The sequence below is a fragment of the Anatilimnocola aquadivae genome, assembly GCF_049819085.1.
GTDB lineage: Bacteria > Planctomycetota > Planctomycetia > Pirellulales > Pirellulaceae > Anatilimnocola.
Window position 1 is genome coordinate 4487117 of sequence record NZ_CP187419.1, and the last position, 15409, is coordinate 4502525.

At 57.4% G+C, this 15409-nt stretch carries 8 protein-coding genes; 5 read left to right on the plus strand and 3 right to left on the minus strand.

The window, feature by feature from the left end; all coding sequences use genetic code 11:
* Positions 1-196 precede the first annotated feature (196 nt).
* Positions 197-487 carry a hypothetical protein gene (locus NA78x_RS17830; protein WP_425613725.1) on the minus strand — a complete coding sequence of 97 codons (291 nt, stop codon included), beginning with the start codon at positions 485-487 and terminating at the stop codon, positions 197-199.
* A 207-nt stretch (positions 488-694) separates the two neighbouring features.
* Here NA78x_RS17830 and NA78x_RS17835 point away from each other — a divergent pair, with 207 nt between their 5' ends.
* The 4 genes from NA78x_RS17835 to NA78x_RS17850 all read left to right on the plus strand — a co-directional run bounded on the left by NA78x_RS17835 (position 695) and on the right by NA78x_RS17850 (position 7281).
* Positions 695-1636: an MBOAT family protein gene (locus NA78x_RS17835; protein WP_425613726.1), complete on the plus strand. Its 942-nt coding sequence runs from the start codon at positions 695-697 to the stop codon at positions 1634-1636.
* The gene (locus NA78x_RS17840) at positions 1636-2052 is read left to right on the plus strand and encodes a hypothetical protein (protein ID WP_425613727.1); all 417 of its coding nucleotides are present in this window, start codon (positions 1636-1638) and stop codon (positions 2050-2052) included. Before NA78x_RS17835 ends, NA78x_RS17840 begins: the two co-directional genes overlap by 1 nt.
* A 96-nt stretch (positions 2053-2148) precedes the next feature.
* Positions 2149-3018 (plus strand): alpha/beta hydrolase, encoded by an 870-nt coding sequence (locus NA78x_RS17845; protein ID WP_425613728.1) that lies wholly within the window; start codon positions 2149-2151, stop codon positions 3016-3018.
* Positions 3019-3141: 123 nt separating this feature from the next.
* A complete protein-coding gene (locus NA78x_RS17850) occupies positions 3142-7281 on the plus strand; it encodes a beta strand repeat-containing protein (protein ID WP_425613729.1) in 4140 nt (1379 codons plus the stop codon).
* Here NA78x_RS17850 and budA read toward each other — a convergent pair.
* Positions 7253-8101 carry an acetolactate decarboxylase gene (gene budA, locus NA78x_RS17855; protein ID WP_425613730.1) on the minus strand — a complete coding sequence of 283 codons (849 nt, stop codon included), beginning with the start codon at positions 8099-8101 and terminating at the stop codon, positions 7253-7255. The genes NA78x_RS17850 and budA overlap by 29 nt on opposite strands.
* 544 nt (positions 8102-8645) lie before the next feature.
* Here budA and NA78x_RS17860 point away from each other — a divergent pair.
* The gene (locus NA78x_RS17860; RefSeq protein ID WP_425613731.1) at positions 8646-12392 is read left to right on the plus strand and encodes a beta strand repeat-containing protein; all 3747 of its coding nucleotides are present in this window, start codon (positions 8646-8648) and stop codon (positions 12390-12392) included.
* Between the two features lie 95 nt (positions 12393-12487).
* On the opposite strand, the gene NA78x_RS17865 is transcribed toward NA78x_RS17860, so the two are convergent.
* A complete protein-coding gene (locus tag NA78x_RS17865; RefSeq protein ID WP_425613732.1) occupies positions 12488-15340 on the minus strand; it encodes a beta strand repeat-containing protein in 2853 nt (950 codons plus the stop codon).
* Positions 15341-15409: the final 69 nt, after the last annotated feature.

Sequence of the window (15409 nt, forward strand, 5' to 3'; positions counted from 1 at the left end):
TTTCATTCGAGCATGGTGGTCGAAACAATGGGATGGCGAAACAGCGAACGAAAGATGCGCCACACTAGCTTTGGGTTGGTGTAGGGGCCTCGTTGCGTTCGCGCCAGCCGATAGTCATTGGCGATGCTGTAGCCCAACATGGTTTGCGGAGCGAGATTCTGTTGATCAGCTTTGGAGCGAAACCATGTGTGACGCGTTACTTTTTATTCCACTTACCATCGGGATCAGGAACGAAGGTGACGCCCAGTTCACCGTCTGGCCGTCCTCCCGCCGTCTTGACAAGCACGAGCCAGCCACCTGGTACTTTACTCCGAAGTGTAGAGACGTCCGCGCTGTCCATTACAAACTCCCAGCCATCCAACAATGCCTTCTTACTCTCCGATCGTTCTTCCTCTTGACCGCCTTTACCAAGTTGGAAAGCACCCAATACTAGACACACACAGAGGCCCCCGACGAATACAGCCAACTGAGATGCGCGGCGTTTCATGATCAACTCCTCTCGCAATGCAAGTTAAGAAGGACACACAATCTCAAACCGGCAGCGTATGTAACCTGCGAATGCGAATCAATACTCGACGTCGAAAGCAAGGGAGGACTCAGTTCGTCGGCTCCTGTTGGTCCCTGCGACCGATCAGTTGCTGTGCCCGCGTTTTTGCGGTTAGACCGGCGTGAGAACTAAGCAGGAGATTCATTAGTGGCTGAGACCCTGGAAACGACGAAAGGCCGATTAGCCGCTAACACTCGGCCTCGTCGGCGGTCCGCACCAGTGATTGGTTGGTGGACAGGCTGGATGCCGCTGCTTGTGTTGCCACCCGCGGTGTTGCTGGTCGTGCCAGCTACCTGGCCGCGTTGGGCGCTGATGTGGCTTTTGTCCGTTTTGATCTTTGCTGGTTGCAAGTGGTTGACCTGGCGGCGAGCAGCCAAGCACGAAGCGCCAGTTTGGCTCCACGTTGGATATCTATTTGGCTGGCCAGGACTCGATGCGAAAGGTTTTCTAACCCGGCGCACGGGCCTTCTCAAGCCGACTGTCGCTGAGTGGCTATTCGCATCGATCAAGTCGGCAATCGGTCTCTTCATTCTTATCGGCCTCGTGCGACTACTTCCTAGCGACCAACCTTACTTGATTGGTTGGCTGGGAATGATCGGCGTCGTGATGACGCTCCACTTCGGCCTGTTTCATTTACTCTCGTGCGCGTGGCGAGTGATTGGAATCGACGCGAAGCCGCTGATGAACTGGCCCCTATGTTCTGTCAGCTTGAGTGAGTTCTGGGGGCGTCGTTGGAACACTGCCTTTCGTGATCTGGCTCACAGCTTTCTGTTTCGGCCTCTCACGCCTCGACTTGGTGCTCGCGGCGCGGTGATCGCCGGCTTTCTGTTTAGTGGTGTGGTACACGACGTTGTCATTTCGATTCCAGCGGGAGGCGGTTATGGCGGCCCGACGTTGTACTTCGTCATTCAGGGAATTGGCATGCTCGTCGAACGAAGCGTTGTCGGTCGCAAGTTGGGCTTGGGACAAGGCTGGATCGGCTGGCTGTTCGCGATGGCATTGTTAGCAGGACCAGTGCCGCTACTGTTTCATCTGCCGTTCGTCACGCGAGTGGTGACGCCATTCTTGCAAGCCGTGGGAGTTGTCTGATGTCGGAGCAAACTTTGGCGTACTGTATTTTCGCTGCCGGTATTGGACAGCTGAGCGTGCTCGTTGCTTCGGCACTGGTGCCGATTCGACTCGACTGGCAAAAGGAGTTCGCGCCCCTCTCGAAGCTGCATCGGCAGATGTACTGGGTCTATGGCAGTTACATCGTGCTGTCGATTGTGGCCTTCGGACTCATCAGTTTGTGCAACTCTCGCGAGTTGGCCAGCGGCTCGCAACTAGCGCGTTGCTTTTGTGGATATGTGGCGATCTTCTGGGGAGTGCGAGTTTCGCTGCAACCTGTGCTCGACGTGAAAGAACATCTGACGGTCTGGTGGCTCCGCTGCGGATATCACGCGCTGACTGTCTTGTTCCTGTGCTTCACCGCCATCTTTGCGTGGGCCGCGCTGCGGCCTGGCTAATGCCCGCGAGTGGACAAGCGACCGAGCAACCATCAAAGTATGCACGTCCAATGTTGCTGTCTTAGGAAAGCTCTCCTGCGCCAGGGATTCACTCTGATGTGTCGCATTTTGATGATCGCCTGTCTCATTCTGCTGTATCAATCTGCCTCGGCCGCAGAGCCAATCGATGTGTGGCCGAATCTGGCACCGGGAGAAACCGCCCGCAACGCGGGGGAAACGATGCCGGCGCGTGAAAACGAAACGCCGACCATCACGCGCGTAATCAACGTCACTCGCCCAACGATGACGGTACACCAACCGGCCAAGCCGAATGGGACTGCCGTGGTCATCCTGCCCGGCGGTGGCTTCGGAAGAGTGGTGCCGGATTTAGAGGGAACCGAAGCCGCCGATTGGCTGAATCGCCACGGAGTGACAGCCTTCGTACTCAGCTATCGGACCACTGCTGACACCAAGACTCCGGGCTGGATCAAACCACTCCAAGATGCGCAGCGCGCAGTCGCGCTGGTTCGAGCAGAGTCAGCCAAATGGGGAATCGAAAAAGAACGGGTGGGAATACTTGGCTTCTCAGCCGGCGGACAAGTTGCCGGTCGCCTATTAAGTGGTGGCGATGCGAAGACCTATGCACGAATCGACGATGTCGACGCTGTATCGCATCGCCCCGATTTCGCGCTGCTCGTTTATCCCTGGAACATGTACGACGCGAAGCTGGACTCTTTGGTCGAGGGCATTCAAGTGCCGAAGACCTGCCCTCCCACGTACATCGTACACACCGACGACGATCGATCCTCTTCGCTCGGTGCCGCCCTGTTTTACGCCGGCCTGAAGAAGCACGGCATACCCGCCGAACTGCATGTGTACGGCAATGGCGGGCACGGCTATGGCCTGCGACCAGTGAAGGGATCGCAAATCTCGACCTGGCCCGAACACGCGGCCCATTGGCTCGGCACGCGCGGCTTGCTGAAGTGAGGATCAAACCTGGCTCATGCGTCGATTTCTACTATTCACATGGAGTTTAACGACTTAAGGCCCATCGATTGCACTCATCCTTCCCGCTAGGCACACAGAACACGGTTCGGGCGGGGGGGTGAGATGATCGTCAAACGGGCACCACACATTCGAAATGGCTTTCGCAGACTATTTTTGGAACAGCTTGACGAGCGCCTACCTTTTGCCGATCTCGACGATTCGCTCAGCGAAGCCATCTCGCTGGGAACTGCGTCGACCAATCCTATCACGCGTGCCCGCACGATTGATGTCGATACCGACGTCGACATGTATCGCATCTCGGTAACCAGCGGGCAGACGGTTGATTTCGATATCGACACGGCGCTCAATGGCCAGGGCGGTCTCGGTTCTTTCATCCGGCTGTTCAATTCTTCGGGTCAGCAGCTCGCTTCTAATAACAACGGTATGGCTCCGGGCGAAAGTGTCTTGGGCTTCGATTCATACCTACGTTACACGTTCAATACCGGGGGCAATTACTACCTGAGTGTGACGAATGCGACCAACACGACCTCGAATCCGGTCACGGGTAACGGAGATATTGCGGGGGGACCGCATGCCACTGGCGACTACCAACTGACTGCCGTCGCGCTTCCCGTCGACAATGATGATTCCCTCTCAGAAGCGACGTTCCTTGGCGCAATCGCAGCCAGCCCGGACGACATTAGCGACGAGATCGTGACCGATGTCGATGTGGATCTGTATCGCTTTACAGTGACTAACGGCCAGGTGGTCGACTTCGATATCGACACGGCTTTGAATGGACCCGGTGGTGTCGGCAGCTTCATCCGCTTGTTTAACGCGCAGGGCCAAGAGATTGCGTTCAATGACAACGGCACAGCGCCTGGGGAAAGTGCGCTGGGTTTCGACTCCTACTTGCGATATACGTTCGCGACAGGAGGAACTTATTACTTGGGTGTATCGAGTGCCAACAACACGCTCTACAACACGACGACCGGTGGCAATGACAGCGCCGGTGGGCAAAACTCGATCGGCGCGTATCGGTTGCTTGTTCAATCTGCTCCAACTGCCCCCGTCGATTCGGATGACTCGCTTACTGAAGCCATTGGAATGGGCCCAATAACGATTACGCCCGCTGTTGAGAATGGCAGCATCTCGCCCGATGTAGACGTCGACCTTTACGAGTTCACCGCTACCGCCGGCCAGATCGTCGATATCGATCTCGATACTTCTTTGAACGGTCCGGGAGGCCTCGGGGCGTTCCTGCGACTCTTTAATGCCCAAAGCCAAGAGATTGCCTTCAACGACAACGCAATCGCTCCCGGCGAGAACACGGTTGGCTTCGATCCCTTCCTGCGATTCACGATACCCACGAGCGGTACTTACTACATTGGAGTCTCGAACGCCAACAACACGCTCTATAACACGTCCACTGGCGGCGGAGACGTTTCGGGCGGCGCGAACGCTACTGGAACTTACCAACTGATTGTGCAAGCTTTGCCGCTCGATGACGATGACACGCTCTCCGAGGCAACCTTGCTGGGCCCCGTTAGCGGAGCGCCCAATACCGTTACAAATAGCATCTCGCCTGACACCGATGTCGATCTGTACTTGTTCACTGTCACCGCTGGCCAAACTGTCGATTTCGACATCGACACGGCGCTTAACGGGCCTGGTGGATTAGGCTCGTTCCTCCGTTTGTTCAATGCTCAGGGGCAAGAGATTGCCTTCAATAACGACGGCTCTGCGCCCGGTGAGGGGACGGTAAGCTTTGACGCCTACCTGCGTTACACGTTTACCACGGGGGGCACGTATTACGTCGGCGTATCGAACGCGACGAACACGCTCTACAACACCACCACCGGCGGACAAGATGCCGCAGGCGGCCCTCACTCAATCGGTACCTATCAGCTACGTTTGGAGAGCACAGCGCTGAATCCGAATGACACCGACGATACGTTGGCCGAAGCGTCTTCGATCGATCCGCTCTCGACAACCCCCGACACAACTCCTGGAACCATCGCTAGCGACATTGACGTCGACATCTATCGCTTCAGCGCCACGGCTGGGCAGACCGTCGATTTCAACATCAATACGCCTCTCAACGGTTCCGGTGGTTTGGATTCTTACATCCGGATCTTCAATGCGCAGGGGCAGCAGATTGCCTCGAATGACGATGGCGCCGCGCCTGGTGAAGGCGTGCTGGGGCTCGACTCGTACTTACGCGTCACTTTCACCGCAAGTGGCTCTTATTACGTCAGTATCTCGAATGCCAACAATCGCCTTTACGATCCGTTAACCGGAGGCGGCGATACCCCTGGAGGCAGCAATTCTTCGGGCGACTATTCGCTCGTCGTACAATCGCTTCCGTTGGATACCGACGACTCCCTGGTCGAGGCAACCGTGGTTGGCCCGCTCACATCCGCGCCGGTGAGTTTTAGCGACAGCATCGTGACAGACACAGACGTCGATTTGTATCGCTTCACGGTGACCAACGGCCAGATCGTCGATTTCGACATCGACACGCCACTGAATGGCCCCGGTGGCGTAGGTTCGTTCATTCGTCTGTTCGACTCGTCGGGCCAAGAGATCGCCTTTAACAATAACGCCACGGCTCCAGGTGAAGGAACGCTCGGCTTCGACTCGTACTTGCGCTACAACTTTACAATTGGCGGCACGTACTACCTGGGCGTGTCGAACGCGAACAACACGCTCTACAACACGACCGATGGAAGTGGTGATACGGCCGGTGGAGCCAATTCGATTGGCGCGTATTCCGTGACTATGCAAGTCACTGGCAGTTCTGCGCTGGATCCAGACGACGCACTCTCGGAAGCCAGCCTGCTGGGACCACTTTCGACTGCACCCACCTTGGTCAGCGGCAACATTTCGCCCGACACCGATGTCAACCTGTATCGCTTTACAGTGTCAGCGAATCAAACGATCGATTTTGATATCGACACTCCCTTGAATGGTCCGGGTGGCCTCGGCTCGTATCTTCGCTTGTTCAACTCCACCGGCCAACAAATTTCGTTCAATGACAACGGAGCGTCCGCGGGAGAGACATTGGGCTTCGATTCCTACCTGCGTTTCACCTTCACGTCTGCTGGCACCTACTATTTGGGCGTCTCGAATGCCACGAATGTGGCCTACGAGGCAACGACTGGAGATGGCGATGTTGCTGGAGGCGCCAACTCGACGGGCAACTATCAGCTGACGGCACAGATCGTACCGGTCGGCACACCCACGCTGGCACTATCCGCCACTGTAACCGCTATCTCGGAATTGAATGGTACGACGACGGCGACACTCGCTCGTTCCAATACCGACCTGAGCGTGCCACTCGTGGTTAGTCTCGCCAGTAATGACACCAGCGAAGCGACCGTCCCCACCACTGTCACGATCCCGGCCAACCAATCGTCGATCACGTTCACCATTAACGCCGTCGACGACTTTATTGTCGATGGATCGCAGTTCGCCACGATCACCGCCTCGGCAACTGGTTTCAGTGGCGGTACGGTCGGCATTCAGGTCAACGATAACGACACGGCAAGCTCACCAACGCTGGCTCTTTCAGCGAGTGTGTCGTCAATTTCGGAATTGAATGGTACGACGACGGCGACGCTCACACGTTCCAACAGCGATGTGAGCGTGCCGCTCGTCGTTAATCTGACCAGCAGCGACACCAGTGAAGCGACCGTCCCCACAACTGTCACCATTCCCGCCAATCAAACGTCAGTCACATTCACGATCACCGCCGTGGACGACACGCTGATGGATGGATCGCAGCCGGCAACGATTACTGGGGCAGCAGCCGGCTTTAATGGCGGTACCGTTACGATTCAGGTAAACGACAACGACAGCGTGTGGACCAACCCGAACTTCGCGACCGATGTGAATGACGATGGCAACACCACAGCCTTCGACGCCTTGGCGATCATTAACTACTTGAACCAGTTCGGTGCCGGTCCGGTCCCTGAGGGGAGCCCTCCGCCGTACTACGATGTGAACGGCGACAATCTGATCTCTGCGTTCGATGCGTTGGTGATCATCAATTACTTGAATGCGAATCCGATTGGATCGGGTGGTGAAGCGGCGACCGAAGCAGGGATTCAGTCGGCCGGCGAAGCAACAGATTCGGCAGAGCCGGTAGTCGATTCTCGCGATGCTTACTTTGCTGAGCTAGGCGTCGAACTCTCCGGCCGACGGCGAGAACCTGCTGCGATTTCGCTGGCAACTACTTCCGCTGGCGTTCGATTTGATTGATGTCTTGCTGCTTGATCTGGTCGGCATCAAACCGATTGAACTCCGGCGACTCGGGCAGATGCACTTTGATGGCCGTGCATTCATCAAACTTCAGCAAAGCATCTTGGAAGTCACAGGCCAAAACGTGGCCGCCAATCTGCCGGTCGTCGCTTAAAAAGTGCCAGTGGTATCCAGGCACGTTCAGCGACTTCATCCAAGCGGGGCAGCGAAAGCCCACGAGTGTGCCTTGCACGTTTTCACGTTTCCAGGTGGACTGATGCTTTACAACATTGACGAGCGGCTCAAAGGGTGGCGACTGCGCCGGGACGCTACGCAGGGTTAACTCACGAAAGGTTCCCTCAATCCGGATCGCGTACGGTGTGTTGCGGCGCGGCAGCTTGCGATCGAGTTGTTCATCGAGATCTTCCAGGGTCGCGGCCGAGACATTAGCAATCCGCCCGTCCTCACAAAAGCAGGTGACGGCTGCGAACGGGGTCGTGCTATCCAGGTTCGCCGGGCGCAGAGTGCCATTGCCGAGAGCTTGAAACATCTGCCCGTCGAGCACGATCATTTCGCCATCAAGCCGATCGAAAGTGCCGATCCCGAAGTCCCCGCTCTCTAGAACTTGGCGCAGCGGAGCACCGTGCTCGTAGTCACCGGAGGCGAGCGCGGCGATGAGCGAAAACTGTACGAGTGTGTCCTCGCTGCCGACGCTGGCGGACGATGTCGGCGAACCAGCAGTGCTGGCGACGGCATGCGACGAGGTGGGTGAACATCCGACACCAAGGCCGAGCATCGCCGCGCTGCAGAGCAGACCCAACAGACATTTTGCATTTCGCATAGCACGCTTCCGATCGAGTTGCTGGCAATCAACGGCGGCCGGGTACGAATTTGCATTTCTGGCCGTCTTGAACTCTAGGTCACGAAATGCGGCGGGACGGGCGGTAGCGAAAAGATCCTGACTGCTCGTTGTCAGGCGGACAGCGTCAGGCGATTACGCCAAGGTCGCAGTTTCTCCACTTTGTTGCTGAGCGAGCCTGCGCTGTCGACTCTTGTCATTGCTGGCAACTTCACCAGGGATTCCCTTACTCGAAAGGGCTCTGGATTCCACGCCAAAGTGATCCAAACGGAAAAAGTTCATGGGTAAGTGCATGTCAATTCGTCGATAGCCTTCCATGCTGTCCGTGCCACTACCATCTGCAAGTCACACGCCAGCAGACCATCACCGTAAGGCAACCAAATGAATCATCCAGAGTGACGCTGCCACGCTACTCACATGCCCCGATGGTCAATCAACAGAATTGCTAGCGGGTCCGCCTGCTCAAGACTTCGCACGATGTGTGGAGCGCGAGCGAACCAACCTACTCTTTGGGAAATTCACAGCGATGTTTTCATTTTTGACCTCCGCTTCCAAAACTCGCAGTTCCAAGCTTAGCAAAGCTCCTAAAAAGCAAACCAAGCAATCGCTCTTCTTTGAGACCTTGGAAGGCCGCGAGGTGATGAGCGGTTTTTCGGTGTTGAACTTGAACGACAGCGGCGCTGGATCGCTGCGTCAGGCGATCACGAGTGCCAACTCCAACCCAGGTGCCGACGTTATCAGCTTTAATGTGGCTGGCACGATCAGCCTCTCGAGCGCGCTGCCCACCATAACTGGCGAAGTGGAAATCGACGGTACGAGCGCCCCCGGTTTTGCTGGAGCGCCTGTCGTAGAAATTGACCACCGCAATTTTGGCGGTCTGACACTACTCTCCGGCGCGAGCGGTTCAGAGATTCGCTCGCTGTCGCTAGTGAAGTCGCGAGGTAACGGCATCACCCTGCGCGGCGTGAGCAACACGCTGATCGTGGGCAACTACGTCGGTTTGGATCTCAACGGGACTACCGCCGAGCCAAACGCGGGCCAGGGGATCGAACTAATTAGTTCGCTCAACAACATCATTGGTGGCGATACCGCTTTGGAACGGAATGTCATTTCGGCCAACAAGGGGAATGGCTTGCGCCTCGATGCTTCCTCAAGTAATCAGATTCTGGGGAACTACATTGGCACCGACGCCACCGGTACGCTCGACCGCGGCAATACCTTCAACGGCGTGTGGATCACGAATTCCAGTGCCAGCAACGTGGTCGAAGGGAATGTGATCTCCGGCAACAATGTCAACGGCGTTCTGATCAGTGCCAAGGCGAAGCTGAACACTGTCGCCGACAACTACATTGGCACCACGGCAGCAGGAACGGCTGCCCTCGGCAACACCAAAGAAGGTGTGCGTATCGAAAGTGCCACCGAAAATCTGATCGGCCATGCCGACCCAGTTTCGAGCATCACCTACAACGATACTGACGACATTTCGCTGCCGGTAAGTGCCTGGCAAGGCCTGCGCGCTGCCGACAATCCTGGCGACTTTCTGATCGTGGGTACTTCGGGCAGCGATGGCTTGCTGTACGAAGGAACGATCGACGGTTCGGTCGGCACCAGCTATGCGGTGAACTATCCGTCGGCCGCCGACACCAGCGTGTACGGTCCCGACAATTTGGGCAGCGGCAACTTGCGAATGGTTGGCAGTTACCGCAACGCTGACTATGCCACAGCCCCCGTGACAGTGAACGGATTCCTGTTTGAAGGAACCACGGGCGATTTGGCGACGGCTGGCAATTATCAGACGGTCAATTACCCGGGCGCGAAGTTCAACTACGTCCATAGCACGAGTGGTGGCCTTGCCGTTGGTAACTACGATAGCGTTGCCGATCACGGCGCGAACAGCCTGCCGCTGGGGCCAGGTCACGCCTACATCTACGACATTGACGGGGACGACTTCTTAACCGACGTGGTTTATCCAGGCTCTCTGAGCAACACGGCCTATGGCATCTGGCACAACGGCGAAGGCAAGTACACGATCGTTGGCGGCTATAGCCTGACGCCGGTGAACAACCTGGAAGACCAGGACCGTCCGATCGGTAGCGCCTACATGGTTGACTACGATGCGACCACCGGCAACTTCTCGAATTGGGCATCCTTCGCCTATCCCGAAGGGACGAACTACATCACGCACTTCGAAGGGATCAGTAGCGTCGAGAAGGGTATTTACACCCTGAATGCTGACTCGGTGCAAAGTGGCTCTAGCGATCCAACCCAAGGTTCGTTCGTGACCGTACACCGCCAGCCCGATGGTTCATTCGGCCCTGCGACCTGGGTTGATCTCAATTACCCCGTAATGGACCCGGAAGACAACATCAGCAGTTCCAATGCCGTGTACGGCAATCAAGTGGTCGGTCTGGTGATTGGCACGGAAGGCCCTATTCCGTATCAGGCCACGATCAATGTCGAGTTCCAACTCTCGAACGTGATCAGCGGCAACGGCGATAACGGCATCGGCCTGTACGGTGCTCACGACAACGAAATTGCGATGAACTACATCGGTACGGATCTCACCGGCACCATCGATCTGGGGAACGCGAAGAACGGCATCATGCTGACTTCGAGTTCTGCTCGCAATGTGATCGGCGGTGTCGCCACCGGTGGCAACGATCCCACCAACGATGTGTTTGTGCGTCCTCCGCAGGGGAATCTCATCTCCGGCAATAACGCCAACGGCGTACTCATCACGGGCAAGGCCACGCAGAATCAGCTGAGCGGCAACTTTGTCGGCACAACCGCCTCGGGTGTAGTGGCGCTCGGTAATGCACTGGATGGTGTTGCCATCGTTGGTGCCAACGGCAACTCGCTCATCGGCTGCACGCTGCTCGAAGATCCCTTTGTGTTTTACAACGTGATTAGCGGCAACGGCGCGAATGGCCTGCGAGTTACTGACTCGAACGACACAACCATTCAAGCCAACTTCTTTGGCATGGGTTCCGACAACGACACCGGCGTCGCCAATGCTTTGAACGGCGTGGTGGTTGAAGGCACCTCGACCCGCACGACGATGGGCGGACCGATTCCGCTGGGCAACGTCGTTGCTGCTAACACGCAGAACGGCATCGTCGTTCGCGGCAAGGCCAGCTACTTTGTTTCGTATAACACGTTCGCGGGCATCGCTGCCTTCAGCACCAATACGACGCTCGGCAACGGGCTCGATGGCATGCTGATCACCTCGACGGGCGGCAATATCTTGATCCGCACCAACGTCATCTCCAGCAATGGCGACGACGGCATCGAAGTCTCCGGTGCTGCCACCGGTGTTCGCATTACCGAGAACATTATCGGGCTCAACACCAACGGCTCGTCGGTGATGGGCAACGGCGACAACGGCGTCGAAGTCGGTGGCACCGCCCATCACTTGGTGGTCGGCGGACCGGGCATTACTGGCAGCATCATTCCGCAGAACATCATCGGTGGTAACGACGGCAACGGCGTGGCGATCATCGGTAAAGCCCACCACATCACCGTTTCGAATGGCTACATCGGCACCGATGTATTCGGCGAAGTAGCTCTGGGGAATGGTGAAGCCGGCGTGTACGTTGGAACCGGTACGTACTCGAATACGATTGGCTCAGACGATCCAGACGTGCCCACGCTCATCAGTGGCAACGACGGCAACGGCATCGAGTTGCGTGGCACCAAGGGCAACATCGTGCTGGGCACGCTCATCGGCACAAACCCTGCCGGTGTGACTGACCTAGGCAATGGTGGCAACGGCATTCTGATCAACACCAGCACCGACAATGTGATTGGCCGCATTCCTTCACCGGTCAGTCCGACCTCGGGAAGTTTCGCCAACCTGATCGTCAACAACGAAGATAACGGTGTGCTCGTCGAATCGGGCAGCCGCAACGCTATCTTCGGCAACTCGATTCACAGCAACGATCTGCTGGGTATCGATCTGGCAACGGGAGCGAACATCAACCAGGCCGCGCCGGTTCTATCCACCGCCGTAAAGAAGCCGCTGGGAACCCAGATCAGTGGCATTCTTACCAGCAAGCCGCGGACGACGTACATCATCGAGTTCTTCGCCAGCGACGTGAATGCGCCTTCCGGCAAGATCTCGCTCGGGACGAAGTCGGTGACCACCAATGCTTCGGGTGTGGCCAGCTATACCTTCTTTGGACCGCTGCCGCCCGCCACCGCGAACTTCTTCACGGCGACTGCAACCGACCCGACTCGCAATACATCGGAGTTCTCGTCCGCCATTACCTTGTAGCATCTCGCTGAGGCAATCTCACGGTTACCACAAATTGAAGCCCTGCGACATACAAGTCGCAGGGCTTTGTTGTTGTAGCGAGGAGCAAGGGTCGGCTAGTCCTGGATCAGCACGTTGTCGCCGGTGCCGCCATCGAGTACGTCGATGCCTGGGCCGCCCAGCAACACATCGTCACCATCGCCGCCCAGGAGTGTGTCAGCACCTTCACCGCCGATGAGAATGTCGTCGTCGGTTCCACCGTCCGCGACGAGACCAATCGCAGCCGCACCCAGGCCAGAAGCTTCGACAACGTCATCGCCAGCCAGGGCATGGACCACTACACGATCGCTGGCCGCTTCGGCGCCGGTGATGTTCACCTGAGCCGCCAGGCCGAGAATCGACGTGCCACTAGCATTGCCGAAGAGCAGAATCACGTCATCGCCATTGGTACCAACGACATTGACGGTATCCACGGCCGCATCGCCGGCACCGCCGAAGGCCGCGAGGTTGAGATTCACCTCCACGACATCGGTACCGCTGAGATCACCCACATTCACCACATCGGCCCCGCCGACCGCATTGAAATCAATGCCCTCTACATCGTTCAGGTCCATCACCACGTTGGCGATGTTGCGTGTAAACAGCACGCGTCCGCCGTTGGCGTTGATGTTGATCAGCTCGGCAACATTGGCCCCATTAAAAAGCATCTTGTCAAAGCCCTCTTGGCCTTCGAGCGTGTCGTTGTCGTCCCCCGGGTTCCAAACGAAAGTGTCGTTACCCGCGCCCATCAATGCCGTATCGTTGCCATCGCCGCCATTAAACAGGTCGCCCCCTTCACTGCCGATCATGAGGTCGTTGCCCAGGCCACCATTCACGGTCAATTGCATCCCATCGGCTTCGAGCGAAGTAGCGTTGATCGTGTCGTCGCCGCCCAGACCGTTGAGTGTCAGCCGATCGTTGGCGACTTCGGCAAAGAAGATATCGACTGCCGCGTGCAAGCCAAACACATTGACTCCACCGGCATCGCCAGCCGCGCCAAACACATCGGCACCGTTGGTGCCATTGACGGTCACATTGTCGGCGGCCTCATCGCCGCCACCATTCGGACTACGCAGGTCGAGAGCCACTTTGGTGACGTCGGTGCCTGACAAATCGCCAACGACGATGTTGTCGGCTCCGCCCAGAGCGCGGTATTCAATCGACTCCACGTCATTGAGATCCGTGGTCACGCTGGCGACATCGCGGAGGAACAGCACACGTCCGCCATGGGCGACGATGTCCACGTTCTCGGCGGCATTCGAGCCAATGAAGAGCATGGCGTCCGTGCCATCCTGCCCTTCGAGCGTGTCGTTGCCATCACCGGGATCCCATTGAAAAGTGTCGTGCCCCGCGCCCATCAGAGCCAGGTCGTTGCCGTTGTCGCCGAACAGAAAGTCGTTATCGTCGCCGCCGAGGAGAACATCAGCTCCCTGCGAACCAAGGAGGGTGTCGTTACCCGTGCCGCCGTCGAGCGTCAGCTTGATGATGCCGGCTGGGAGGGTGCTGGCAGTAAGGCCATCATTTCCACCGAGTCCGTTGATGACCAGAGCGTCGTTGGCTCCTTCCGAGTTGGTGATGTTCACGGTGGCGTACAGGCCGAGCACCGAGACCGAAGTTCCGGCGCCATAGACATCGACAATGTCGTTGCCACTTGTGCCGTTGACGATGATCGTGTCCGCAGCAGTGTCGCCACTGGTGCCGCCGATGGTTCCTCCCAGGTTCGCATTGATGGTGGTGAGATCCGTGCCAGCAAGGCTGTTCACCGTCAGCGAGTCGAGGCCGCCCAGGGCATTCAGATCGAGCTTCTCCACGTCGTTCAGATCCATCACGATGCTGCCCAGGTTACGCGTGAATCGAACACGCTCTCCGTTGGCGGAAACGTCGAAGATCTCAGCGCCGGCGCTACCGTTGAAGAGCATCGAGTCGACACCATCCTGCCCTTCAACCGTGTCGCTGCCATCACCGGGGTCCCATTGAAAGACATCGTTACCCGCGCCGAGAAGGGCAACATCGTTCCCCTGCTGTCCATCCAGAAAGTCGTTGCCGTCGCCACCAAGCAGCAGGTCTGCGCCGTTGCTACCCAGTAGCGTGTCGTTGCCGGTGCCGCCATCAATGGTCAGTTTGATGAGGGCCGCGAGGTTTCCCGTTGCAGAAAAGCTGTCGTCGCCGCCGTTGGCATTGAGAACGAGATTCTCACTGGTCCCAATGTCAATCGAGAAGGGAGCGGGATCGAGCCGGTCGAAGCGGACTCGCACGCCGTTCGCCGTGGTGGTGAAGACCTCGTTGCCATTGCCACCATTCACTTCAACCGTGTCGCTGCCCGCTCCACCTTCGTTGAGGTCGGTATCGTCACCAGGGTTCCAAATCATCCGGTCGTTGCCCGATTCGCCGTAAACCTGGTCATCGGCATCGCCGCCCGTGAGTGTATCGTTGTCGGTGCCGCCGAAGAGCATGTCGAAGCCCCCTTTGCCCAGCAGCGTATCATTTCCATCCTGGCCAAATAGTTGATCGGCGCCCGAGCCGCCAGTCAGCACATCGTTTCCGGAGCCGCCAAAGAGTCGCCCATTCGGCAGTGCGCCATTGGCTTCGTTGAAAGTCAGGGTGTCGTTGCCCCCTTGTCCGAAGACCAAAATCTGCAAAGTGTTCGCCACTGTAGCAGTGCCACTAGTGACACTTACAGCACCGCCGTTGACCAGCAAATTGCCCGCAGCATTGCGGCTGATTTCGATGGTGTTGTCGAGGTTGTCGCCGAGAACTGTCAGCGTGACGCCCGAGAAGAAAGCAGTCACCGCAGGCGTCAGGCGTGAGCCAAGTTGCTCGACCTGCATGACTCGACGTTTGGCAGTTCGGCCTTTTGCTGATCTGTGAGACTCAGCAGCGGTGCGCGAGAAGCAGACTCGGAAGAACTGAGACCAAGTTCGGCGGGACATGATGAACTCCAGGCGAAGGCAGTGAAGGAGGCAAGATTGCACGCGTTCGCTCGCGTGCAGGCTGCGAGG

Bases quoted from the DNA above. Each gene is read 5' to 3' on its own strand.
- NA78x_RS17840 (WP_425613727.1), top strand. From the start codon at position 1,636: ATGTCGGAGCAAACTTTGGCGTACTGTATTTTCGCTGCCGGTATTGGA.
- NA78x_RS17860 (WP_425613731.1), top strand. From the start codon at position 8,646: ATGTTTTCATTTTTGACCTCCGCTTCCAAAACTCGCAGTTCCAAGCTT.
- NA78x_RS17845 (WP_425613728.1), top strand. From the start codon at position 2,149: ATGTGTCGCATTTTGATGATCGCCTGTCTCATTCTGCTGTATCAATCT.
- budA (WP_425613730.1), bottom strand. From the start codon at position 8,101: ATGCGAAATGCAAAATGTCTGTTGGGTCTGCTCTGCAGCGCGGCGATG.
- NA78x_RS17865 (WP_425613732.1), bottom strand. From the start codon at position 15,340: ATGTCCCGCCGAACTTGGTCTCAGTTCTTCCGAGTCTGCTTCTCGCGC.
- NA78x_RS17850 (WP_425613729.1), top strand. From the start codon at position 3,142: ATGATCGTCAAACGGGCACCACACATTCGAAATGGCTTTCGCAGACTA.
- NA78x_RS17830 (WP_425613725.1), bottom strand. From the start codon at position 487: ATGAAACGCCGCGCATCTCAGTTGGCTGTATTCGTCGGGGGCCTCTGT.